At 67.6% G+C, this 22,869-nt stretch carries 18 protein-coding genes; 5 read left to right on the top strand and 13 right to left on the bottom strand.

Features of this window, described 5'->3' with window-relative positions:
- The first annotated feature begins 209 nt into the window (after nt 1-209).
- The gene (locus U5A52_RS25280; protein ID WP_321936649.1) at nt 210-1,454 is read left to right on the top strand and encodes a D-amino acid dehydrogenase; all 1,245 of its coding nucleotides are present in this window, start codon (nt 210-212) and stop codon (nt 1,452-1,454) included.
- Nucleotides 1,451-2,236 carry an aspartate/glutamate racemase family protein gene (locus U5A52_RS25275; RefSeq protein WP_321936648.1) on the top strand — a complete coding sequence of 262 codons (786 nt, stop codon included), beginning with the start codon at nt 1,451-1,453 and terminating at the stop codon, nt 2,234-2,236. Before U5A52_RS25280 ends, U5A52_RS25275 begins: the two co-directional genes overlap by 4 nt.
- 16 nt (nt 2,237-2,252) lie before the next feature.
- On the opposite strand, the gene U5A52_RS25270 is transcribed toward U5A52_RS25275, so the two are convergent.
- From U5A52_RS25270 to U5A52_RS25215, 12 genes are all read right to left on the bottom strand, one after another.
- The gene (locus U5A52_RS25270) at nt 2,253-3,218 is read right to left on the bottom strand and encodes a chemotaxis protein (protein ID WP_321914099.1); all 966 of its coding nucleotides are present in this window, start codon (nt 3,216-3,218) and stop codon (nt 2,253-2,255) included.
- Between the two features lie 165 nt (nt 3,219-3,383).
- Nucleotides 3,384-5,705, bottom strand: coding sequence for an EAL domain-containing protein (locus tag U5A52_RS25265; RefSeq protein WP_321936647.1), 2,322 nt, complete (start codon nt 5,703-5,705; stop codon nt 3,384-3,386).
- 287 nt (nt 5,706-5,992) lie between these two features.
- Nucleotides 5,993-6,286, bottom strand: coding sequence for a hypothetical protein (locus U5A52_RS25260; RefSeq protein ID WP_321914101.1), 294 nt, complete (start codon nt 6,284-6,286; stop codon nt 5,993-5,995).
- Nucleotides 6,287-6,308: 22 nt separating this feature from the next.
- On the bottom strand, nt 6,309-6,827 hold the full coding sequence (locus U5A52_RS25255; protein WP_321936646.1) for a hotdog family protein: 519 nt from the start codon (nt 6,825-6,827) through the stop codon (nt 6,309-6,311).
- On the bottom strand, nt 6,824-7,651 hold the full coding sequence (locus tag U5A52_RS25250) for a beta-ketoacyl synthase chain length factor (protein WP_321936645.1): 828 nt from the start codon (nt 7,649-7,651) through the stop codon (nt 6,824-6,826). Before U5A52_RS25250 ends, U5A52_RS25255 begins: the two co-directional genes overlap by 4 nt.
- A 5-nt stretch (nt 7,652-7,656) precedes the next feature.
- Complete coding sequence (locus U5A52_RS25245; RefSeq protein ID WP_321936644.1) at nt 7,657-8,862, bottom strand: beta-ketoacyl-[acyl-carrier-protein] synthase family protein; 1,206 nt, start codon at nt 8,860-8,862, stop codon at nt 7,657-7,659.
- Between the two features lie 30 nt (nt 8,863-8,892).
- A complete protein-coding gene (locus tag U5A52_RS25240) occupies nt 8,893-9,753 on the bottom strand; it encodes a polysaccharide deacetylase family protein (protein ID WP_321936643.1) in 861 nt (286 codons plus the stop codon).
- Nucleotides 9,750-12,302 carry an MMPL family transporter gene (locus tag U5A52_RS25235; protein WP_321936642.1) on the bottom strand — a complete coding sequence of 851 codons (2,553 nt, stop codon included), beginning with the start codon at nt 12,300-12,302 and terminating at the stop codon, nt 9,750-9,752. Before U5A52_RS25235 ends, U5A52_RS25240 begins: the two co-directional genes overlap by 4 nt.
- Nucleotides 12,302-12,868 carry an outer membrane lipoprotein carrier protein LolA gene (locus U5A52_RS25230; protein ID WP_415774053.1) on the bottom strand — a complete coding sequence of 189 codons (567 nt, stop codon included), beginning with the start codon at nt 12,866-12,868 and terminating at the stop codon, nt 12,302-12,304. Before U5A52_RS25230 ends, U5A52_RS25235 begins: the two co-directional genes overlap by 1 nt.
- 83 nt (nt 12,869-12,951) lie before the next feature.
- On the bottom strand, nt 12,952-13,995 hold the full coding sequence (locus U5A52_RS25225; RefSeq protein WP_415774052.1) for an acyl-CoA synthetase: 1,044 nt from the start codon (nt 13,993-13,995) through the stop codon (nt 12,952-12,954).
- Complete coding sequence (locus U5A52_RS25220; RefSeq protein WP_321936711.1) at nt 13,992-15,791, bottom strand: AMP-binding protein; 1,800 nt, start codon at nt 15,789-15,791, stop codon at nt 13,992-13,994. Before U5A52_RS25220 ends, U5A52_RS25225 begins: the two co-directional genes overlap by 4 nt.
- A 92-nt stretch (nt 15,792-15,883) precedes the next feature.
- Nucleotides 15,884-16,552: a hypothetical protein gene (locus U5A52_RS25215; RefSeq protein ID WP_321936640.1), complete on the bottom strand. Its 669-nt coding sequence runs from the start codon at nt 16,550-16,552 to the stop codon at nt 15,884-15,886.
- A gap of 516 nt (nt 16,553-17,068) precedes the next feature.
- On the opposite strand from U5A52_RS25215, the gene U5A52_RS25210 reads away from it, so the two are divergent.
- The 3 genes from U5A52_RS25210 to U5A52_RS25200 all read left to right on the top strand — a co-directional run bounded on the left by U5A52_RS25210 (nt 17,069) and on the right by U5A52_RS25200 (nt 19,086).
- Complete coding sequence (locus U5A52_RS25210) at nt 17,069-17,329, top strand: phosphopantetheine-binding protein (RefSeq protein WP_321936710.1); 261 nt, start codon at nt 17,069-17,071, stop codon at nt 17,327-17,329.
- 41 nt (nt 17,330-17,370) lie between these two features.
- Nucleotides 17,371-18,087, top strand: a complete 717-nt coding sequence (gene fabG / locus U5A52_RS25205) for a 3-oxoacyl-ACP reductase FabG (RefSeq protein ID WP_321914109.1) — start codon at nt 17,371-17,373, stop codon at nt 18,085-18,087.
- Nucleotides 18,088-18,327: 240 nt separating this feature from the next.
- The gene (locus tag U5A52_RS25200) at nt 18,328-19,086 is read left to right on the top strand and encodes a glycosyltransferase family 2 protein (protein ID WP_321936639.1); all 759 of its coding nucleotides are present in this window, start codon (nt 18,328-18,330) and stop codon (nt 19,084-19,086) included.
- A 15-nt stretch (nt 19,087-19,101) separates the two neighbouring features.
- On the opposite strand, the gene U5A52_RS25195 is transcribed toward U5A52_RS25200, so the two are convergent.
- Nucleotides 19,102-22,692, bottom strand: coding sequence for an indolepyruvate ferredoxin oxidoreductase family protein (locus tag U5A52_RS25195; RefSeq protein WP_321936638.1), 3,591 nt, complete (start codon nt 22,690-22,692; stop codon nt 19,102-19,104).
- Between the last annotated feature and the right edge of the window lie 177 nt (nt 22,693-22,869).

Below are 22,869 nucleotides of genomic sequence, written 5' to 3'. Positions count from 1 at the left end.
AGTTAGCGAAACGAAATAATTCGTCCGGTGCGATGCCCTGCAGGACTCGCTCGCTCATGGCGCGCAGCTTGCATGGGGACCGGTGCATAACGACTTATCCATGATAGATGCATGCCAGCGTTTAACTGCTATAGGGTATGCGCGTATACAAATCGCGTGCGCTTGGGGCGGCGTGAAGGTACTTTGTATACACGCATGGAGGCGCGCGAATGAAGACCATCGTGCTGGGCGGCGGCATAGCAGGCGTCACGAGCGCGTACTACCTCGCGCACGATGGCCGCGACGTCACCGTGGTCGAGCGACGCGGGGGCGTTGCGCTCGAAACCAGTTTCGCCAACGCGGGGCTCGTCGCGCCTGGCCATTCGTACACGTGGGCTTCGCCCCGCGCGCCGAAAATCCTGCTCAAATCGCTGTTCGTCGAGGGCCAGGCGCTGCGCCTGCACCTCAGGGCCGATCCGCACATGTGGGCATGGTGCGCGCAATTCCTGGCCAACTGTACCGAAGCGCGCTCGCGCGAAAATACCTCGCGCAAGGTGCGGTTATGCCGCTATTCGCAGCATCAACTGCAAGAGGTCACGACGCGCGAACAGCTCGAATACGACCGTATCAGCCGCGGCCTGCTCTATCTCTATCGCGACGCCGCCTCGTTCGAACGCGGCCGCGCTCACATGTCGATCCTCGTCGAAAACGGCCTGCCGCTCGAAACGCTCGACGCCGCGGCCGTCGCCGCGCGCGAACCCGCGCTCGCCCACGCGCGCGAGCGCATTGCCGGCGCGATTTACTGCCCGAGCGACGAGAGCGGCGACGCGCACCGCTTCACGCGCGCGCTCAAAGAGGTTTGCGAACGTATGGGCGTGCACTTCGTGTTCGACGCCCCGATCGAGGCCATCGAAGCCGCCGGCGACCGCATTATCGGCGTGCATACGCGCGCCGGCGTGATCCAGGGCGACGACTACGTGCTCGCGCTCGGCTCCTGGTCGCCGATCCTCGCGCGGCCGCTCGGCTACCGCATCGCGATCTATCCCGTGAAGGGCTATTCGGCGACGTTCCCCTGCGGGCCCGAACATCGGCCGCCCGACATGGGCGGCGTGGACGAGAATCACCTCGTGGCGTGGGCGCGATTCGGCGCGCGCCTGCGCTTCACCGCCACCGCGGATTTCGCGGGCTACGACACGCGCCATACGCCCTCGGATTACACGTCCATGATGCAGGCGGCACACGAACTCTTTCCTCAGGGCGCCGACTACACGCAGCCGACCTACTGGGCCGGGTTGCGCCCGATGACGCCCGAAGGCACGCCGCTGATCGGCCGCACGCGCCATCGCAACTTCTTCCTGAACACGGGGCACGGGCACATGGGCTGGACCATGTCGTGCGGCACCGCGAAACTGCTCGCGGACATCATGGCCGGGCGCGAACCCGAACTCGACATGACGGGACTGACGCTGAGATGAACACTACCGCACAGCCGCAAGATCACGAGGACGCCTACACGAAGCTCGATTTCGCGCTCGACGGCGGCATTGCCCGCCGCGCCGCGATTGGCCTCGTCGTGCTGGCCACCGACCATACGATCGAACACGAATGGCGCGACTTGTTGCGCCAGCCGGGCGTGGCGTTCTACGAGAGCCGCGTGGAGAATTCGCCGGACATCACGCCGCCGCGTCTGGCGGAAATCGAAGCGCGCATCGCCCCGGCCGTGAGCCTGCTCTTGCCCGGCGAGCGGCTGGACGTGGTGGCGTTCGGCTGCACCTCGGCTTCGATGGTCATAGGCGAAGAGAAAGTCGCTTCGCGCATTCACGAGGCACGGCCCGCCATCGAATGCACCACGCCGATCACGGCGGCGCTCGCCGCGCTGCGCGCACTCGACGTGCGCCGCGTGGCGCTGCTGACGCTCTATGTGCGAACGATCAACGACTTCATGCGCGATTACATCGAGGCGCGCGGCGTGGCCGTCACGCGCATGGCCTCGTTCGAGCATGCGAACGACAACGAGGTGGCACGCATCGACGCGAGTTCGATTCGCAGTGCGATAGACAGGCTCGCGCGCCACGACGACGCCGACGCGGTGTTCGTCTCGTGCACGAGTTTGCGCGTGGCCTCGCTGGTGCCGGAGATCGAAGCGCAGACCGGCAAGCCCGTGCTGTCGAGCAACTACGCGATGGCCTGGCACGCGCTGCGGCTCGCAGGGGTGCGGGATAGCGAGCCGCAGTTGGGGAGGTTGTTTGCGCGTTAGCGAGAGTCAAAGCGAATCACGCGTAAACCGGCTTCCCGGCAAGCGCGCTGCGAATCGCCCCCGCCAGATCGCCAGCGGCGAACTTGGCCACATAACCGCTCGCGCCAGCGTTCTTCACGTGCGCTTCATTCGCGGTGCCCGTAAGCGACGAATGGATCACCACGGGAATATCCACGGTCCGCGGGTCCGCCTTGATCTTGCGCGTGAGCGTGAAGCCATCCATCTCCGGCATTTCGAGGTCGGTCAGCACGAGCGCAATGCGATCCTTCGCCCGCACGCCGTCGCGCTCCGCGCTCGTCGCGATCGCGTCGAGCTGTTTCCATGCTTCGAGGCCCGTCTTCGCCATCGTGTATTCCACGCCGAGCGCCTTGAGGCTCTGGCCGATCAACTCGCGCGCGAATCCCGAGTCGTCGGCGGCCAGCACCTTCGCGCCCGCCGGAATCATCGCGGGCTCGCCCACGTCCTCCGCCACGACCGCGCCGTGCTGCGCCGGGAACACGTCGCGCAGCACCTGCTCCACGTCCACCACCTGCACGAGCCGCTTGCTCTCGGGGTCGTTCTCGAGCCGCGCGATGCTCGTCACGCGATTGCCCATCGTGACATCGGCGGTCAGCACCTGGCTCCATTCGAGCCGCACGATCTCGTCCACGCTTTCGAGCGCGAAGCCCTGCGTGGAGCGCGCGAATTCGGTCACGAGCAGGATGTTCAGTCCCGTGGCCGGCTCGCAGCCCATGAGCCGCGGCAGGTCGATCACGGGCATCACCTGGCCGCGAATGTTCGCCGCGCCCAGCACGTAGGGCGACGACGCCGCGATCGGCGTGATCGCCGGCATGCTCAGGATTTCCCGTACCTTGAAAACGTTGATGCCGAAGACTTCGCCCACCTCGCTGCCCGGCGCCGCGCCGAGACGGAATAGCAAGAGTTCGAACTGGTTCGTGCTTGTCAGGCGCGTTCGTTCGTCGATTGCGAAGCCGCTGTCCATGATTCTCTCGTGTCCTTATCGTGTGCCGCTTTGTCCGGTGCGAACCGATGCTCGTGGCATCGGTTCCCTGTCTTCCGTCTACGGCCTCGCGCGGGAATTCTTGAGCCAGCTTTCAACCTGTTACTTCCGCACGACCGTGCCGTATCCGGGCACATCCACGCGCCCTCACGCGCCCTCCCGCACGTGGCCGGCGGCATGCTCGCGCAGCAGCGCCGCGCAGGCCTGGGCGCTCACCGGACGGCCGAACAGGTAACCCTGCTGCCGCTCGCAGCGCAGCGAGCGGAGAAACGAGGACTGCTCGGGCGTTTCCACGCCTTCGGCGGTCACGCGCATGCCGAGCGAATGCGCCATCGCCACGACGGCCTGGGTGATCGCCACGGAATCGCGGTTGCCCGGCAAGCCCGCCACGAACGTGCGATCGACCTTCAGATGGTGCAACGGAAAACGCTTCAGATACGAGAGCGACGAATAGCCGGTGCCGAAGTCGTCCACCGAAATACGCACGCCAATGTCGTTGAGCGCGTGCAGCAGAGGCAGCACGCTCTGGCTGTCGCTCATGAGAATGCCTTCGGTGATCTCCACTTCGAGCGCGTCGGGCGCGAGTCCGGTACGCGCAAGACAGTCCTCGACCTGTTCGACCAGCCCGTCGGCAATCTGGCGCGGCGAAAAGTTGACCGCCATGACGAAGTCGGGCGCAAAGAGGCGCCGCCACTGCGCGGCCTGGCGGCACGCATGCTCGAGCACCCACTGGCCGATCGGGATGATCATGCCGGTGTCCTCGGCCACGGGAATGAACTCCACGGGCGAGACCTGCCCCAGCTCCTCGCTCTCCCAGCGCAGCAGTGCCTCCGCGCCGATCATGCGGCCGCTTTCGCCATCCACGATCGGCTGATACACGAGGCGCAGCTCGCCCGAAGCGAGCGCGCGGCGCAGCCCCCGCTCGATCTGGAAACGGCGCTGCAGGCGCTGGCGCAATTCGGTCGTGAAGAACTGGAACTGGTTGGTGCCGCGCTGCTTGGCCGCGTACATGGCCGAGTCGGCGTTGCGGATGAGCGCGGCGGCGCTGCGGCCGTCGTCGGGATACAGACTGATGCCAATCGACGCACCCAGGTAGTACTCGTTGCCCGCCACCGCGAACGGCGCAGCGATCGCGGCGAGCACGCGCTGCGCCAGCGCGACGAGTTCGTCCACGCTCTCGTAGCAGCACACCGCGATCACGAATTCGTCGCCGCCCACGCGCGCGAGCGTGTCCGCGTCGCTCACGCAAGCGGCGAGCCGCCGCCCCACGTCGCGCAGCAGCGAGTCTCCCGCCTCGTGGCCGCCCGTGTCGTTGACCTTCTTGAAGCCGTCGAGATCGACGAAGAGGAGCGCGGGCCGCGCCGAGCAACTCGCCGTTTCGAGCAGCGTGTGCATGCGCTCGGCGAGGAACGTGCGGTTATAGAGCCCCGTGAGCGGGTCGCGCGTGGCGAGATAGCGCAATTGCTGCTGCGCTTCGCGCACGGGCCCGATGTCGGTGAACGAAACCACCACGGAAACCGGCTCGCTTTCGCCGGGCCGGAAAATCGGCAGCACGTTCTCGCTCACCCACACGATCTCGCCATCCGCGAGTTCGAGGCCAACCGTCTCGCCGAGCACCGGCTTGCCCGTCTTGAGCGCCTGCATGCTCGGGCGCTTCGAGATGGGCAGCGGCTTGCCGCTTTCGTCGAGCACGCGTGGAATCACCTTCAGGATGCTCAGGCCGATGGCGTGCTCGGGCAGCCGCAGCATGCGCCGCGCGCTGCGGTTGCAGGCGAGCACGGTGTCGTCGCGGGCCTGCATCACGATGCCTTCGTTGAGGTGATCCACCACGAGCCGATGATGCTCTTCGCTCAGCGCGAGACGCTCGGCCATGGTCTGCTGGTTGAGCATGGCCGCGACGCTGCTGGCGATATCGCACAGCAGCGCCTCCTCGGCCGCGGTGGGCCGCCAGGGCCGGCTCTGGTACACGGCGAGCGCACCCATCACGCCGCCACTGTCGTCGTCGAGCGGTGTGGTCCAGACTGCGCGCAGGCCGCTGTCGAGCGCGATGCGGCGGTACTCGCCCCATTCGTCTGCGCGTTCGAAGTCGTCGACGCAAACCGTGCGCCGCTCGTGGATTGCCGTGCCGGACGGGCTCGTGCCGGAACCGACCGGCGTGCCGTCGAACGCGGCGTGATACTGCGCCGGCAATGACGGCGCGCTGCCGATGCGCAGGCGCCGGCCGTCGCCGTCCAGTTGCAGGATCGCGCAGTTCGCGCCCTCGCCCAGCAGCCGTTCGGCGCGGCAGCAGACCTCCGCCAGCAGTTCCGGCAGCGGCATGCTGCGCGACACCAGCCTGAGTACGTTTCGCTCTTCAGCGAGCGCCGCATCCGCTCCGCTCACGGCCTCGCTCGATTCTTTCGACACCTCCGACTGACCGCCCCGTGATCCCGCTGCGCCGAACGCTCCCGCCGCCTGGGAATAGACCATACCTTCTTCCCCTCTTCTTGCCGCAGTGCGTGTGATGCACGTCGCGCCCGCGGCCGGCCCGATCTTTGTTGTGGTGTGAGGCGCACCGTTCGCCGCGAGGCGAGCGATGACGCCGCCCCTGCATTAACGGCAGGGGCGGCGGTATCTTGAAGTGTTGAGTGGGAACGCTGGCGAGGCGGATTTCAGGGCGCGGACGGAAAGGCGCGCCGAGTGGACGGAGGCGCGCGAAGCGTAGGTACGCGCGAGGGTAAACGCCTACGAATGCCGGCGCGTAGCTGAAAACCGCCTTACGCCTGGCTCTTCTCGCTGCTTTCGCTGCTGCCGTCTTTATGGAACACGCGCTTGGTCGCACGCTTCGTGGCCTCGTAGCCTTCTCGCGAAACATGCGCGATGCCGTGGCCCACTGTCTTCGCCGCATTCGCGGTGGCGTGGCCGAAGTCGCGCGCGGCGTGGCCGGTTTTCGTGGCCGCTTCCTTCGAGTCGTGCTTGATGTTCTCCTTCACTTCGTGAAGGTCGGCGTGCGCCATCGTGCTGGCCATGCCCAGCACGAGCGCGGCAAGTATGAACCGTTTGGATTTCATCGTCGGGCTCCCTTTTGTATTGTCATCGAATGACTGCGGACGCGTCGAGCATGACCGCCGCGCGTCCCGTCAACAGCACGCGGCCCTCGCCGCGCAGCGTAAAACCATAGAGGATCGTGTTGCCGCTGCCGCTCACGCGCTCGGCTTCGATCGCGAGCGGCGTAGCGAGCGTATCGAGGCGGTCAACGTGCGCAATCACGTTGCGCACGCTAGCAAGAAAACCCACGCGCGGGCGGTCCGCCGCTGCACCATCCATTGCACCGAGCAACGCGCCGTGCACCGCCATCGCCTGCGCGGCATATTCCACGCCGCATACCGCCGCGAGACGGCCGCGCGAGCGCAGCGGATTGTGTGGATCGCGATGGCTCGTTGCCGTGCAACGGATATGTGTTTCGTCCCACGCTTGCACGCCATCGAGCAGGCACATCGCGCCGCTATGCGGTATGCGCGCCGCGATCCATGCGCGGTCGATCGGCGCAATCGTCGCGGCGCTCGCGATCACGTCCGCGAGGGTACCCGGCAGGGCGGCTTGCGTCGTCATGCGCCCTCTCCAAACGCACCCGCGGGCGCCACGTCGATTTGCACGCGCAATTCGGGCAAATAGTCGATAACCACGCTTGCCGGCCGGCCGGACTTCTCCATGCACGCCAGCGCTTCGAGCAACGGCAGCGCACGCGCGGCGGGATTGTTCGTGCGCAGCGCTTCGAGTTCCGGCGAGGCAAGCGGCGTCGCGAGCGCTTCGGTGAGCGTCACATCGAGCCGCGCGATCGTCGTCGCGCTCGCCTGCGGCGCGAGCACGAGCGCCACGCCAAACGCATCGGCCACGGGACGTAGCGCGTGCAGCGGCTCGGGATAGTCGGCGTCGTAGGCGATCAGCAAGGTAGGCACGCCGTCCACGGCCACCTGGCACGCGCTTTCGATCAGTCCCGCTGCGAAGCTGCCGTCGTGCGCGCACAGCACGTTCGACGTGGCCTGGTCGCGCGTCGCGATGCTCCAGTAGCCCGCCGGCGCGTTGTGCACCGAGTTGTGAAAACGCGTGGGCGAAAGCAGACGATCCTCGCCGGCAAGCGCGTCGCAGATTATGTGGCAGTTCTGACCATCTCCGCCCGAGGCGGCGAACACGGTGGCCAGCGTGGTGGCGTCGCGGCCGCTTGTCGCGACGGCTTCGTGGCCCACGGCCAGCGCGGTCTTGACGACCGCGCCGGTGCGGCGGCGCTCTGCCGCTGGCAGACCTTCCGGCGGCGGCAGCACCGTGCGTGCGCTCGCGTAGGGCGTGCGCGCGGCGAGCACGTCTGCGGCCTGCGGCCAGTTGGCAAGACCCGGGCCAATCACGCCGACGCTTTCAATGAATGCGCAAAGTCTCATGGCGGTCATCCGTGATGTGCGCGGTCCGCGCGGCCGAACAGGAGGCTGCAGTTCGTGCCGCCAAAACCGAATGAGTTGCTGAGCGCGGCACCCACTTGCGACTCGCGGCTTTCGAGCACGTAGTCAAGGCCGAGCGCCGCGTCGGGCTGCGTGGTGTTGACGCCGGCGGGCACGAAGCGATGGCGCAGCGTGAGCGCCGAGATCACCGCTTCGAGCGCACCCGCCGCACCGAGCGTGTGCCCCGTCGCGCCCTTGGTCGAACTGCACGGCGTGCGCTCGAACAGGGCGTTGACCGCGCGGCTCTCGGCGGCGTCGTTGCTCGGCGTGGCCGTGCCATGCAGATTGATGTAGCCGACCTCGCTTGCGGCCACGCCTGCTGTGGAAAGCGCCTGCGTCATCGCGGCGCGCGCGCCGAGTCCCTCGGGATGCGGCGACGACATGTGGTGCGCATCGCTCGATTCGCCCACGCCAAGCAGCAGGATGGCGTCGTCGTCCGGCGTGGCGGGCGTACGTTCGAGGAAAGCGAACGCCGCGGCCTCGCCAATCGAAATGCCGTTGCGATTCACGTCGAACGGGCGGCACGGGTCGCGCGAAAGCAGTTCGAGCGAATTGAAGCCATACAAGGTTGTCAAGCAGAGCGAATCGACGCCGCCCACCACCGCCGCGTCGATCAGCCCCGCTTCGATCATGCGGCGCGCGGATCCGAACACCTTCGCGCCCGAAGAGCAGGCAGAGGAAATCGAGGTTGCCGGTCCGCGCAGGCCGAAATACGCGCGCACGAATGAGGCCAGCGCGAACGGGTTGTGCGTTTGTGCGTAGTGGAAGCCCGGCCTGAGCGCGCCGCTTTCCAGGTCCCGCTGCCGGTACGCGTTTTCGGTTTCGAGAATGCCCGAGGTGCTGGTGCCGACGAACACGCCCACGCGATCCGCACCATAGCGTGCAATCGCGGCCTGAACGTGCTCGGCGAACCCGTCCTGCGTGAAGCCGATTTGCGCGAGGCGGTGGTTGCGGCACGCGTAGTCCGCGAGGTCGGCACGCACGGTCTCGCTCTCCAGGTCCGCCACCGCGCCGATCCACGTATCGAGATCCGCGCGCGCGAAGTCGCAGCGCGCGAGCCCACCGCGCTTGCCGCGCAACGCAGCGAGCGTCGCGTCGAGCCCGCGCCCGAGGCAGCTGGTAGCGGTGAAATGCGAAAGGAGGAGTGGTTTCACGTCAGTCGGTCCGTTGTCGCTGCGGTGGAATCAGGGTTGACCGGCTTCGCCGTCGAGGCACGCGCGCAGTGTGGTCCACTGCAGCTGGCGTTCGGCGGCGGCACGCAGGAGCGGCGGCAGCACGTCGAGCACGAGCGGCTCGCCGCGCGCGTCGCGCGCCGCATGGCCGTCGTGCACGAGCAGGATGTCGCGCTCGGCCAGGCCATCGAGCAGGCGGTGCGTGACCGTGCCGGCGTCTTTCGCGCAGGTGTCGAAGCCGCGCCGCGTCCAGCTTGCGAGGCGCAGGCCGAGGCCGCACAGCACCGGCTCGAGGAACGGATTGCGCAGGCCCGCCGGTGCGCGGAAGAAGCGCGGCGGCGTACCCGCGATTTCGGTGAGCGCGCGCTGCGCCGCCTCGATCTCGCGCTTCATCGCGAGCGGCCCCGAGAGGGAGAATGTATGCCGATGGCGCTGGCTATGATTCTCGACGGCATGGCCGCGCGCCACGATCGCCTCCACCAGATGCGGGTAGCGTTGCGCCAGATCGCCGATGCAGAAGAACGTTGCGCGCGCATCAAACCGGTCGAGCAGGTCGAGCACACGCGGCGTCACTTCGGGGTCCGGACCATCGTCGATCGTGAGCGCGATACGCTGCCCCGCGTGCTCGGGCAGTCGCGTCCAGTTCGGGCCGAGCAATGCGCTGCGCGGCCACAGGCCCGCGGCAGTCAGCGCGAGATGCGAGGCGACTACGCTACCCGCGGCCCACGGCCACGCACCCGGATGCGCAACCAGGCCGGCGGCCGCGCCCGCGTGCACCGCTACCGCTGCGCCAATGAACGGCGAAGGCTTCCAGCGGCGCGCCGTAGCGGTCGCGGCCTTCACGCGCGTAGAGGGCAACGAAGCCGAGTTCATGCGCGGCCTCCGTGCGGGTGGCTCATGTGCGTGCGTTCGGTGCGCGGGCTGGCCGCCTGCCGCTCTTCAGGGTTATCGGCCGCTCCATGCGCCTCGTCGCTCCCGCGTACGAGCGGCGGCGCGAGAATCGCTGCGAATATCAGCGCGAGCATCGCGCCCGGCCCAACCGTGAGCCCGAACGTTTCAAGCAGCGGCACATGCGAGAGCGCGAGGAGGCCAAAACCCGCCACCGTCGCGAGATTGGCAACGAGCAGCGAGACGAGCGTGCGCGGCGTGATGCCCGCTTCGTCGTCGCGCTTGCAGAAGAACAACGCATAGTTCGAGCCCACCGCGACGATGAGCAGCATGCCGATCAGGTGCAGGATGGTGAGCGATACGCCCGCCAGCGCGAATCCCGCCGCCACGACCAGCACCGCCGCGACGAGCGGCGCGAGCGCACGCGCCGCGCGCGAGAACGAGCGCAGCGCGAGCGCCAGCAGCACGACAATGACGACAAAGCCCGCGAGCGAGAGGCGGATGTCTTCGTGCACGTAGTCGAGGTACATGCGGTCGGCTTCGGTCTTCAAGTCGACGAAGAGTGCGCCCGGCACGTTCGCACGCGCGACGGCGTCGCTCACGGTGCTGGCGTCGAGGCTCGGCGTGTTCGCGGCTTGCGTGGCCTGTGCGCCCTGTGAATGGCGCGGCGCGCGCAAGGCGAGCATGGCGTTCCACTGGCCGTCGCGCTGGGTCAGGAGCGCGTCGACGGCCAGTGCCATCGACGTGCCTTTGAGGTCCGTGCGTGTGACGAGCGGCGCGTTGCGCGCCGCCTCGACATCGGCGAGGAAAGGCGCGAAGGCGTCGGGCCTCACGTCCACTGGCTGGTTCTTGATTGCCTCCTGCATGCGTGCTGCGAGCACGTCCTTCTCCGGCAGGCTCGCCAGGCGCGCATGCTGCGTGGCGTCGCTCGGCAGGTAACGCGCGGGGCTCTCGAAGCCGCCCAGCAAGCCACGCTCGACGAGCGGCTGCAGTTGCGCCCCGACCTTCTCCGCGCCTTCGAGCGCGGCCTGCTCGCTCGCGGCCGGTATCACCACGAGATAGCGCACGTCGGGCGCACCCACGTCCGCACGCAGGCGCGTGTCGAGCGCCTGGCTCGCGGCGGGCACGGGGCTCAGGGAGGCAAGCTCGTGGCTCCAGAGATCGTCGCGATGCAGCCAGAGCGAGGCTACCGCGGCGAGCACGAGTGCCGCGAGCGGCCAGCGCAGCCGGGGTGCTGCGTACGCAAACCGGGCGAGCACCGCGCCGATGCGCGAAACGTCGCGAATCGCCACGGCGCCGCCGCACAACTGCGGCAGCACGAAGCGCGTCACGAGCGCGGCGCTCACGAGGCCCGCGATCGAATAGAGCCCGAGTTGCACGAGGCCCGGAAAGCCCGAGAACAGCATCGTCGCAAAGCCGCACACCGAGGTGAGCACGCCAAGGCGAATGGTCGGCCAGTAGGCGGCAAGCCATGCACGCATGGTGTCGCGGCTCTGCGGCGCGCCACTCGGGCCGCCCTGCGACGACTGCACGAACAGATAGATCGAGTAGTCCACCGCCTCGCCCATCAGCGTCGTGCCGAAGCCGAGCGTCAAGCCATGCACCGTGCCGAACACGAGCGATACCGTGGCGATGCCCGCCGCCACGCCCGAAAGCACCGGCAACAGGCCGAGCGCCAGCGTGCGCGGCGAGCGGTACAGCGTGAGCAACAGTGCGACGATCAGCACGAGGCTCAAGGTGGAGAGGCGCTCCACGTCGTGGCGGATGGCGTCGCGCGTGGCGACGCCGAACACGCCGGGCCCCGTCAGCAATACCTGGTAGGCCGAAGCATTGGGCAAGGTGCGCGTGGCGGCAGCGAAGGCCGCGCGCACAGCGTCGATGGCATGGGCCTGCGCGTCGGTGTCGGAGCCGGCGGCGGCAGTTTGCGCCACTAGCACGGCGCGCCGGCCGTCGCGCGAGGCCCATACGCCGCCGCGGCTCTCGGGCTGCGACGCGCTGTCGAGCTGGCCGAGCATCGCCGCCACTTCGCCGGTGGGATCGCGCGGCAGCAGGTCCTTGGCAACCAGCCCGGCCGAAGACGTCAACAGATCGAGGCTCTCGCCCAGCGCCTCGTGCAGCCCCTGTTGCGTGAAATGTTGCGGCGTGACCGCGGGGCTCAGCACGTAGCGGTGCGAGAACATGAACTGCTCGTCGCGTGCGTCGTTCTGGCCCGAGCCGTTGTGAATCGCCACGAATTGCGGGTCCGCACGCAAGGTCGCCGCCACGCGGCGCGAGAGCGCGGCGCGCGTGCTCTCGTAGCCGCCGTCGATGCCAATGAGAATGAGCCGCGAAGCCAGACCGTCGCGCAGTTGATCGACGAGCACTTGCTGCGTGGGGGTCGGCGAGCGCGGCAGGAACGCCGAGAGGTCGGCGGTGAAATTCGCGCGCCCGATCGCCACCGCGCACGCAACGAGGCACAGCAGCCACACCGCGACGGCGCGGCGCTGCGCGAGCGCGAAGCCGCGTGCGAGGAGCGGATGGGCGCGCGGGTTCATCAGTTCGTGTCCGCGGAAAGGGCGTGCAGGCGCATCACCGAATGGTCGCCGTCGGCCTGCTGGATCGAGACGCTGCGCATCGCGTCGCGCGTGCCGTCTATCGTGATCGTGCTCACCACCTTGCGCATGCGCGAGTCGAGCGGCGTGAGCGTGAGCGTCCAGTCGTCGCCCTCACCCGCGAGCGCGACCTTGTAGACCTGTTCCAGCGCGAAGCGGTTGCCCGCGAGCGTCGCACGGATGCTTTCGATGAACGCGCCCAGCTCCGGATAGCGCGCAAGCGCGAGCGTGTATTTGTGGTTCTCGCGCTGCACGGTCAGCATGTCGCCGTCCACCACGAGGTGTTCGGGCTTCGGGTTCTGTGTGATCTTTTCCAGATGGTCGGGCGCGACGAACACGAGTTCTCCTGACGATTCCACGGGCTGCGTGGCGATCGAGAGGTATTTCGTCTCTGTGAAGCTTGCGCGGCCGGACTTGTGCTGCGCCAGCGTGGACATCAGGCGGTCGAGCGTCCATGCGGGTTGCGCCGATTCCGCAGCCTGCGCCTGCACGACCGGCGCGCCCGCCATCACGACGAAGCCACCGATGAAAGCGGCGCTCGCCAGCACGCGCAGGCAGCGCGCGCGTAACGTTGGGGAACGGTGGATCGCGCTCATGCGTCGGTCACCTCGTGCACGGGAAGCTCGGCGTGGGGTCGCGTTTCACGGCGGCGCACCGGAGCCGGCGCGCGGGATGCAGCAGTTGCCGCCACAGTTGTCGATAGCGGCGCGCCGACACTCGCGCCCTGCTTGCCGCCCTGCCAGAAGTCGTAGTAGTTGAACCAGTTGTACGGCGCCTTGCGGCAATAGCGGTCGAGCAGCGTGACGTAGCGCACGAGCGCGGCGTCGATCGCGCGCTGGCGCGCTTCGCGCGGCACGTCGGTGAAGTCCGCCAGCGTTTCGAAGTGCACGTCGTAGCGATTGCCGCCACGGTACAGACCGGTCATGAAGAGCACCGGGCGCTTGAGCATCGCGGCCATATAGAGCGGTCCGAGCGGGAACGCCGCCGGCTCGCCGAGAAAACCCATGCGCCGCATGGTGGCCGTGTCGTCGGCAAGCAGCGTGCGGTCCGCGAGCATGCCCACCATGCAGTTCTGGTCGAGACGCTCGTGCACCTTCAGCATCGAGCCGACCTGTCCTAGCCCGATCACTTCGGGCTTGGCCGCAGGATTCACGGCGGCGAGCGTCGCGTTGATCTTCTGGGCGTTCTCTTCGTACATCGTCACGACCACACGCAGATCGGGCCGCGTGCGGCCGAGCGCGCGCACGACCTCGAAGCTGCCGAGGTGCGCGCCCATCAGAAACACGCCGCGCCCCTTGGCGAGCGTTTCGTCCACGAGCGTATGGCCATGGGGGCGGATGTCGAACAGGTCGAAGCGCGCGTTGGCCAGATAAACGCGGTCGTGGATCGTCGAGGCAAACGTGAACACGTGGCGGTACACGTCGCGCCAGTGCGCCGGGCGGCCCAGCACGCGGCGCAGGTAGTCGCGCGAGGCCGCGCACGCGCGCGGCGAAAACAGCACGAAATACAGCGCGATCAGGTGCAGCAGCGCGCGGCCCGCGCGGCGGCCGAGGCGCAGCGAAAGCCACGTCATGATGCGCAGGAGCAGCGTGTTGCTGCGCTCCTGCTGGTTCGCCCAGTCGGTGCGCTTCGTCATGGTCGCGCTCCGGTTTGCGCGCTTGCAGGCGCGAGCGGTCCGGCGCGGAATACGTCGCTCATTGCGTCACTGAGCACGCCGCTCGCGACATCGCGCGCCCCCGCGCGCAGCGTGAAGCGGATTGCGCCGCTCGCCGCTGCGTCCCAGGCAAGGTCGAGTGTTTCGCCGGGCGCGGCCGGGCTCAGGAATTTCGCGCTGCTGAGCTTCCACGTGGCGAACGGCCGGTTCAGCGCCGTGCCGATCGCGTCGATGGCGCGATCGAGCAGCACGACGCCGGGCACGATCGGGTGGCCCGGAAAATGGCCGGGCAGCGCGGGATGATCGGCGGGAATCGCAAACGAAAACGTGGACGCGGGTGCCGACGCGGCGCTCGCTTGCGTCGCCTCGGGGGCGCTCTTCGCGGCGCTCGCGAGGCCACCGCGCATATGCAGCGCAACGAACGCCGCGAGCACGTCGTGGGGCAGCTTGCCGGTGTCATTGCGCGGCAGCGCGTCGACGAACACGAGCGGACGCGGCAGGAACGCACGATCGATGCGCTCGCGCAGCGCGCGCTGCAGATCGGCGAGCGGCAGCGTGGGCGCGACCACCAGCGCGACGAGCCGCTGCACGACGTCGTGGCCCGTGAGCGCATCGTGCTCGAGGTGGGCAGGCATGAAGAACACGCCGTCCTCTACGCCCGCAATCGCATTGAGCTGATGGTTGAGGTACGCGAGCGAGGTCCGCTTGCCCGCGATGTTGATGAGGTCCGCCTTGCGCCCGTGCAGCAGGAATCGCTCGGCATCGAGCAGTTCGATGGCGTCGCCCATCGGCACCGGCTCTTGCACGTGGCCGCCCGAGACCCACATCGTCGGGCCTTCGTCGTCCTGTGCCGCGCTTTCGCGCGCTTCGAAACGGACCTGCGGGAACAGTTGCCACGTCGCGCCCTTCGCGGTGCGGCGCGTCGCGATCTGGCCGGTTTCGGTGCTGCCGTAGATTTCGACGAGCGGCGCCTTCAGGCGCGCTTCCGCTTCGAGTGCGAGCTTTTCCGAGAGCGGCGCCGTAGCCGAAAGTACCAGTTCGGCCGGCGGCAGCGCGTGGCCGGTGGCGAGCAGCGCGCGCAGATGGATCGGCGAGGTCACGAGCACGCGCGGATGCGGCACCGCTTCGAGCTCACTGCGGATATCGACGGGATAGAACGGCAGCCGGTTGCTGAACGCGAAACCGCCGATCAGCGGGAGCAGCACGGTCACTTCGAAACCGTACATGTGCTGCGGCGGCACGGTGCCGACGATCGTGCAGTCGTGCGCGCTGAGGAGACCGTGGCGCTCGGCCGACGCGCGCACGCCCGCCACGAGCGCGCCCCAGGTCTTGCCGTGCGGCACCGGCGCGCCGGTGGAGCCCGACGTGAACACGTAAGCCACGATGCGCGAGGCGTCGATCTGCGGGACGGCGAACGGCGCGTCCCCGGCGGCTTCTTGCTGCGCTTCGGGCCAGGCGAAACGCGGCAGGTCGATCGCGCAGTCGGGCGCGTCGTGCAGGCAGAACGCGTCGGGCGCGAAGGTTGCGAGCTGGCGCACCGTCTCCGGCGTCTGCGTCGAGGGCAACAGGCTGACGCGGCCCGAGACGAGCGCCGCGCACAGGCCCACGGTAAAGCGGTAGCGGTCGCGGCAAACGTTGAACACGTGGCCGCCTGCCGGCAGCGCCGCGGCCACACGCGTGACATCGGCGAGGAAAGCGCGCACCGTGACGGGCGCGCCGTCGCGCCAGGCAATGACCTGTTCGGGCGACGTATGAAAAACGAGCGGATGAGTCTGCATAACTTCGGTCGATACGAATTCCTGTGCGGATTCCTGTGCGGAGTCCTGTGTTTGGCCCTGCTTCGACTCGGGCGGGCGAGCGGCACCCATGGTCAGGAATGCTCCGCGTGCGCCGGGGTCGTGTGCCGGGTCGTCTGCCGGTAGGCGCGAATCGCGTCGAGCATGCCCGCATTCGGCTCGCCCGGCAGCGCGAAACGCCGGCACGCATGCTCGGCGACGAACATCACCGCCACGAGCGGCAACGCCAGATAGTTGGCGAACGTCGACCACGCGACGATCGGTGCAACCGCGAACAGCAGCGTCGAAACGCCGGCAATCGCGACGAAAAAGAGCGCCCATGCGAGCGTGATGCGCCGCGTATAGCGCGCGACGGCCGGCGGGAGCGTGCCGCCATGGATCATCGTCGCGAACTGCGTGCACAGCGGCACGCGCCCCGCCGCGAGCGTGCGCCCGAACAGCAGCGCCATCGCGAGGTTGAAGCTCACATGCTCCAGATACAGCCCCCATTCAAAATGCAGAGCAAGCGGCGTGCGCATGGACCACAGCGCGAGCGCCACGAGCGTCCACAGCGGCAACAGCCACGCGCGGCGCGGCGAGCGGGCGGCCGCGGCCAGCGCAATGGCGAGCGGCGGCACGAGCGCCATGGCAAGGCCGAAGCCGTGCGCGCCCGGCGTCGCCACCGCGTAATGCGCGCCGATTTGCCAGGCGGCCACCGCCGCCACCCCAAGCGCCGCGCGCGCCGCCGCTGCCAGCGCGCTCATCGCTTGCCTCCGCAAAGGCGCGCGCCGCCCTGCCGTGCACATGGCGCCGGCGGGCGGGCGGCCCCGGTGCAACCCGAGGCGCAATGGCTAAGCGGACAAGGCATCTGGCAACTATCGCAAATGGCGCTGTAAGTCAATCGTAGGGCGTGGCAAGCGCGACGAATCATCATAGGAAATGCAAGTATCGGGCCGGTTTCTTGCAAGCACGCACATTTTAAGATTGGCGGGACCCGATCACCTGTCCTGCCGGCTGCCGGTTTGTAACTGAATGTTCGGAATCGCGCCAGGTAAGGCTTTTGTCCGATCCAGACAGGCCCGAAGCCGCGCAAGCATCTCGCGCGTTCCGATCCCAAAAATGCGCGCCGCCTGGCACCGACCCTCTGTAACCCTTTCGCCGGGGAGCACCGTATACGCACCGATACCCTTCACTTAGAATCCTGGTAACTTTTACATCCAACGAACCCTAAAAACGGGCAGCCGCCGCTACGGTCCGCATGCCCGGAGAGCCCACGCATGATGAACGAACTGGAACACGAGCTCGCCGCGCAGATCGTGAAAGAGCTGAATCTGGAAGATGTCTCGCTCAACGAAGTGAGCGCCGACACCCCGCTGTACGGCGAAGGCTTCGGGCTCGACTCGATCGACATCCTGGAAATCGCGCTGCTGATCTCGAAGAAGTACGGCTTCGAGCTGCGCTCGGACAATCCGGAAAACGAGAAAATCTTCGCGACGCTCGGCTCGCTGGCTGCCTATGTCGCGGCGCACCGCGTGCGGTAACGTCATTGCCGGCGCCAGCCAGGATTGATGGAGAAAAACGCATGCGTGCACTCGTGACGGGCGGCAGCGGCGCACTCGGCCAGGCCATCAGCGTTGCGCTCGCGCAAGCGGGCCACGAGGTCTGGGTGCATGCGAACCGGCGTCTGGCAGAGGCCGAAGCGGTTGCGCAGCGCATCGTCGCGGCGGGCGGCAGCGCGCACGCCATTGCCTTCGACGTGACCGACGCCGACGCGACCGAGGCCGCGCTTACGCGCCTCGTGGAAGACGCGCCCGTGCAGATCCTGGTGAACAACGCGGGCATTCACGACGACGCGCCGCTGGTGGGCATGCGGCGCGAACAATGGCGCCGCGTGATCGACGTCTCGCTCAACGGCTTTTTCAATGTCACGCAGCCGCTTCTCATGCCGATGATCCGCACGCGCCGCGGGCGCATCGTCAACATCGCTTCGATCGCTGGCGTGATGGGCAACCGCGGCCAGGCGAACTATGCGGCCGCGAAGGCCGGGCTGATCGGCGCAACGAAATCGCTTTCGCTGGAGCTGGCCTCGCGCGGCATCACCGTGAACGCCGTGGCGCCCGGCATCATCGCTTCGCCCATGGCGGAGCGCGCGTTTCCCGCCGAGCGCATCAAGCAGCTCGTGCCCGCGCAGCGCGCCGGCCAGCCCGCGGAAGTCGCGGCCATGGTGGCGTACCTGGTGTCCGACGCGGCCGCCTACGTGACGGGGCAAGTGCTCTCGATCAACGGCGGCCTGGCCTGAACACGCGGCGCGTATTCCGCCGCTGCATCCTCTGAGGAAATACGAGTGTCTGTGCAACCCTTCGACGCAAAGCGGCAGTCGCGCTCCGCGCCCGGCACAAGCACGGGCTCGAGCGCCGAAGCATCCGGTTACGAAGTCCCCGCGCACGATGCGCCGGACGTCCGCCACGGCGGTTATGCACGCGCAGCGGCGCGACCTAAAATTTTTTCAGGGTCTCACGCTGTAGAGGCACCCGCTGCCATGTCCACGCCTTCGTCCACGCATCTTGTCCTGATCCCGAGCTACAACCCCGGTGCCAAGCTCGAAGAGACGGTGCGCAGCGCGCGCGCGCAATGGAACCCCGTATGGGTCGTGGTGGACGGCAGCACCGACGGCAGCGCCGCGCGCCTGCAAGCCATGGCCAACGACGACCCCGGCCTGCACGTCATCGTGCTGCCCACCAACCGCGGCAAGGGCGGCGCGGTGCTCGCCGGGCTCGAAGCCGCCGCCGCGCGCGGTTTCACTCACGTGCTGACGATGGATTCGGACGGCCAGCACCCCACCGCGTTGATTCCCGAATTCATGACCGCCTCGCAGGCCGCGCCTGAAGCCATGGTGCTGGGTCGGCCGAAGTTCGACGCAAGCGCGCCGCAACTGCGCGTGCAGGGACGGCGCGTCTCGAACTTCTTCGCCGACTTCGAAACGTTGTGGGCCGGTATCGGCGATTCGCTGTACGGCTTTCGCGTGTACCCCATCGCGCCGCTCAAGGCGATCATGGAGCGCCAGACGTGGATGCGCCGCTTCGACTTCGATCCCGAAGCCGCCGTGCGCCTGTGCTGGGCCGGGGTGCGGCCCATCCAGATCGAAGCGCCGGTGCGCTACTTCGGCGCCGATGAAGGCGGCGTTTCGCATTTCAACTACGTGCGCGACAACCTGCTGCTCGCGGGCATGCATTTGCGGCTCGTGAGCGGGTTTGCGCTGCGCCTGCCGCGCTTGATCGGCAGGCGCCTGCTTCCCTGATCGCTTTTACGCCTCTCACGCCGTGGCGCGCTGCGCCGCGGGCGTGCGGTAGTCCGCGAGCAAGCGCTCCTTCTTTTTCTCCACCGCAGCGAGATTGCGCGCCTTGACGTGGCCGAAGCCGCGAATTTCATCGGGCAGCGCGGCAAGCTGGAGCGCGGCGGCCAGGCGCTGTGTGTCGAGGCTCGCGCAGAATTCGTCCACGAGCGCCACGTATTCCACGATCGAGCGGCGTTCGTCGCGACGTTCTTCGGTCTTGCCGAACACGTCGAACGCCGTGCCGCGCAGCCCCTTCATGCGGGCTAGCGTGCGCAACACCGGCAGCACCCACGGACCGAAGCGGCGCTTCACGAGATGGCCGTGCTCGTCGCGCTTCGCGAGCAGCGGCGGCGCGAGCCAGAAGTTCAGCTTGTAGTCGCGGCCCGGCTCGCCTTCGAACTGCTCGCGCAATTTCTGCAGATACGCAGGATCGGCATAAAGACGCGCGACTTCGTATTCGTCCTTGTACGCCATCAGCTTCGCGAGATTCACGGCGACGGCGCGCGTGAGCGGCAGCTTCGCGTCGCCGCCAAGCGCTGTCTCCTTCACGCGAATGCGCTCGACCACGCGGCGATAGTGCTGCGCATAGGCGGTGTTTTGATACGCCGTGAGCAACGCTTCGCGCGCGGCGATCACCTTGTCCAGCGATTCGGGCATGCGCAGAACGACGGCCTGCGGCTCTGCGGGCGTTTTCGTGAACGCGCGCACAGCCGCCTCGCCATGGTGCGCGACGTAGCGCCCCCAGTTGAACGCCTGCTGGTTCTTTTCCACGGCCACGGCGTTGAGTTCGATCGCGCGCCGCAGATGCGCGAGTTCGAGCGGCAGCCAGCCCTTTTGCCACGCGTAGCCGAGCAAAAGCGGATTGCTGTAGATCGTGTCGCCAAGCAAGGCGAGCGCGAGTGCATTGGCATCCACGAACGCACAACCCTCGCCGATGCTCGCGCGCAGCTCCGCTTCGGTTTGCGTGCCCGGAAACGTCCACTTAGGATTCTTGACGAATTCCGCAGTAGGCGTCGCGCCGCTGTTGATCGCCGCGACCGTCACGCCATGCTGGGTGCGCGAAAGCACGTCGCCCGAAGCAGAGACGATCGCGTCGCAGCCGATCACGAGGCGCGCCTCGCCCGTGGCGATGCGCGTGGCATGCAAGGCAGCGGGCGTGGCCGCCACCTGTACGTGGCTCAGCACGGCACCGCCCTTTTGTGCGAGGCCAGCCATATCGAGCACGGTCACCCCCTTGCCCGCGAGATGCGCGGCCATGCCGATCAGCCCGCCGATGGTCACGACACCCGTGCCGCCCACGCCCGTCACGAGAATGCCGTAAGGCTTCGCCAGTTGCGGGAGGAGAGGCATGGGCAACGCGTCGAAATCGATCGATGCGGCGCTCGACGCATTCGCCGCGCGCGGCTTGCGCAACTGCGCACCTTCGGCCGTCACGAAGCTCGGGCAAAAACCCTTGACGCACGAGAAGTCCTTGTTGCACGACGACTGGTTGATCTTGCGTTTCGTGCCGAGCGGCGTGTCGAGCGGCTCGACGGAAAGGCAGTTCGACTGCACCGAGCAGTCGCCGCAGCCTTCGCACACGGCGTCGTTGATAAACGCGCGGCGGGCCGGGTCCGGATACGCGCCGCGCTTGCGGCGGCGGCGCTTTTCGGTGGCGCAGGTCTGGTCGTAGATCAGCACGGTGGTGCCGGCGGTGTCGCGCAAAGTGCGCTGCACGCTATCGAGCTGGTCGCGATGATGGACGTCCACACCGGCGGGTAGCACGATCGTGGAGTCGTATTTTTCCGGCTCATCCGTCACGATAACGATGCGCTTCGCACCTTCCGCATGGACCTGGTGCGCGATCTGCGGCACGGTGAGCACGCCGTCCACGGGCTGGCCGCCCGTCATCGCCACGGCGTCGTTGTAGAGAATCTTGTAGGTGATATTGGCGTTCGACGCGATGGCCGCGCGAATCGCCAGCAGTCCGGAGTGAAAGTACGTGCCGTCGCCGAGATTCGCGAACACGTGCTTGTCGCCCGAGAAGTGCATCTGGCCGATCCACGCCACGCCTTCGCCGCCCATCTGGCTGAACGTTTCGGTCTTGCGGTCCATCCACATCGACATGTAGTGGCAGCCAATGCCCGCCAGCGCCCGCGACCCTTCGGGCACGTTGGTCGACGTGTTGTGCGGACACCCCGAGCAGAACCACGGCTTGCGCTCCACCGTCACGCGCGGCTTGGCCGCTTCACGCTCCTTCGCCTCGATGATCGCCACGCGCGCGAGCATGCGCGCGCGCACTTCCTCGGGCACCGCATTGGTCAAATCCGCGCGCGCGAGACGCCGCGCGATGGCCTTGGCGATCAGCGCGGGCGAGAGTTCGTAGTGCGCCGGCAACAGCCAGTTGCCGCGCGGCACCGACCATTCGCCGCCTTCGTTGTCGCGCTCGTCGAACTTGCCGTAGATCTTGGGGCGCACGTCTTCGCGCCAGTTGTATAGCTCTTCCTTGAGCGCGTACTCGAGAATCTGGCGCTTCTCCTCCACGACGAGAATTTCTTCGAGCCCCGTGGCGAAGCCGCGCGCGTCTTGCGCGTCGAGCGGCCACACGCAGCCCACCTTGAGCACGCGCACGCCGATCTGCGCGCAGGTTTCATCGTCGAGGCCGAGGTCGGTGAGCGCCTGGCGCACGTCGAGATACGCCTTGCCCGCGGTCATGATGCCAAAGCGTGCGCGCGGCGAATCGATCACCACGCGGTTCAGGCGGTTCGCGCGCACGTAGGCGAGCGCGGCGTACCACTTCTCGTCAAGCAGACGCGCTTCCTGGGCGAGCGGGGTGTCGGGCCAGCGGATATTGAGGCCGCCTTCGGGCATGGTGTAGTCGGCGGGCGTGACGATCTCCACGCGATCCGGGTCGAGATCGATCGACGCGGTCGATTCGATCACGTCGGTCACGCACTTCATGGCGACCCACAGGCCCGAGTAGCGGCTCATGGCCCAGCCGTGCAAACCGTAGTCGAGATATTCCTGCACGTTCGCGGGATACAGCACGGGAATGCCCGCAGCGATGAGCGCGTGCTCCGACTGGTGCGCCACCGAAGACGACTTCGCCGCGTGGTCGTCGCCCGCGAGCACGAGCACGCCGCCGCGCGCGTCGCTGCCCGCCGAGTTGGCGTGCTTGAACACGTCGCCGGTGCGGTCGACGCCCGGGCCCTTGCCGTACCACATGCCGAACACGCCGTCGCGCTGCGCGCCGGGCCAGAGGTTGATCTGCTGCGTGCCCCACACGGCCGTGGCGGCGAGGTCCTCGTTCACGCCGGGCTGGAACACGACGTCGTGCGCCTGGAGGTGCTTCTTCGCCTTCCATAGCGACTGGTCGAGCGCGCCTAGCGGCGAGCCGCGATAGCCGGAGACGAAGCCCGCGGTATTCAACCCGGCCTTGCGATCGCGCGCCTTTTGCAGCATGGGCAGGCGCACCAGCGCCTGGGTGCCGCTGATGTATACGCGGCCTTTTTCCAGCGTGTATTTGTCGTCGAGCGAAACAGATGCGGCTAGCGATGCGGCTTCTACGGCGGCACGGTCGGGGGCGTTCATGGCGGGGCTGTCTCCGGAATCGGTGCGAAATCTGACGTTTCGCGGCCGAGTATAGGAAGCCGATATGCCATCGTAAAATCACAAATTGGAAACGCTGGTATGCGAAAAACGGATGGCTGGGCGTGGAGCGAGCCATTAGTCGGCGAGCGCTTTCTCAAGCCCCTCGGGCATTTGCCG

This window comes from Paraburkholderia sp. J8-2 (genome assembly GCF_905220195.1).
Lineage (GTDB): Bacteria > Pseudomonadota > Gammaproteobacteria > Burkholderiales > Burkholderiaceae > Paraburkholderia.
This window is presented reverse-complemented; position numbering and strand designations above follow the sequence as displayed.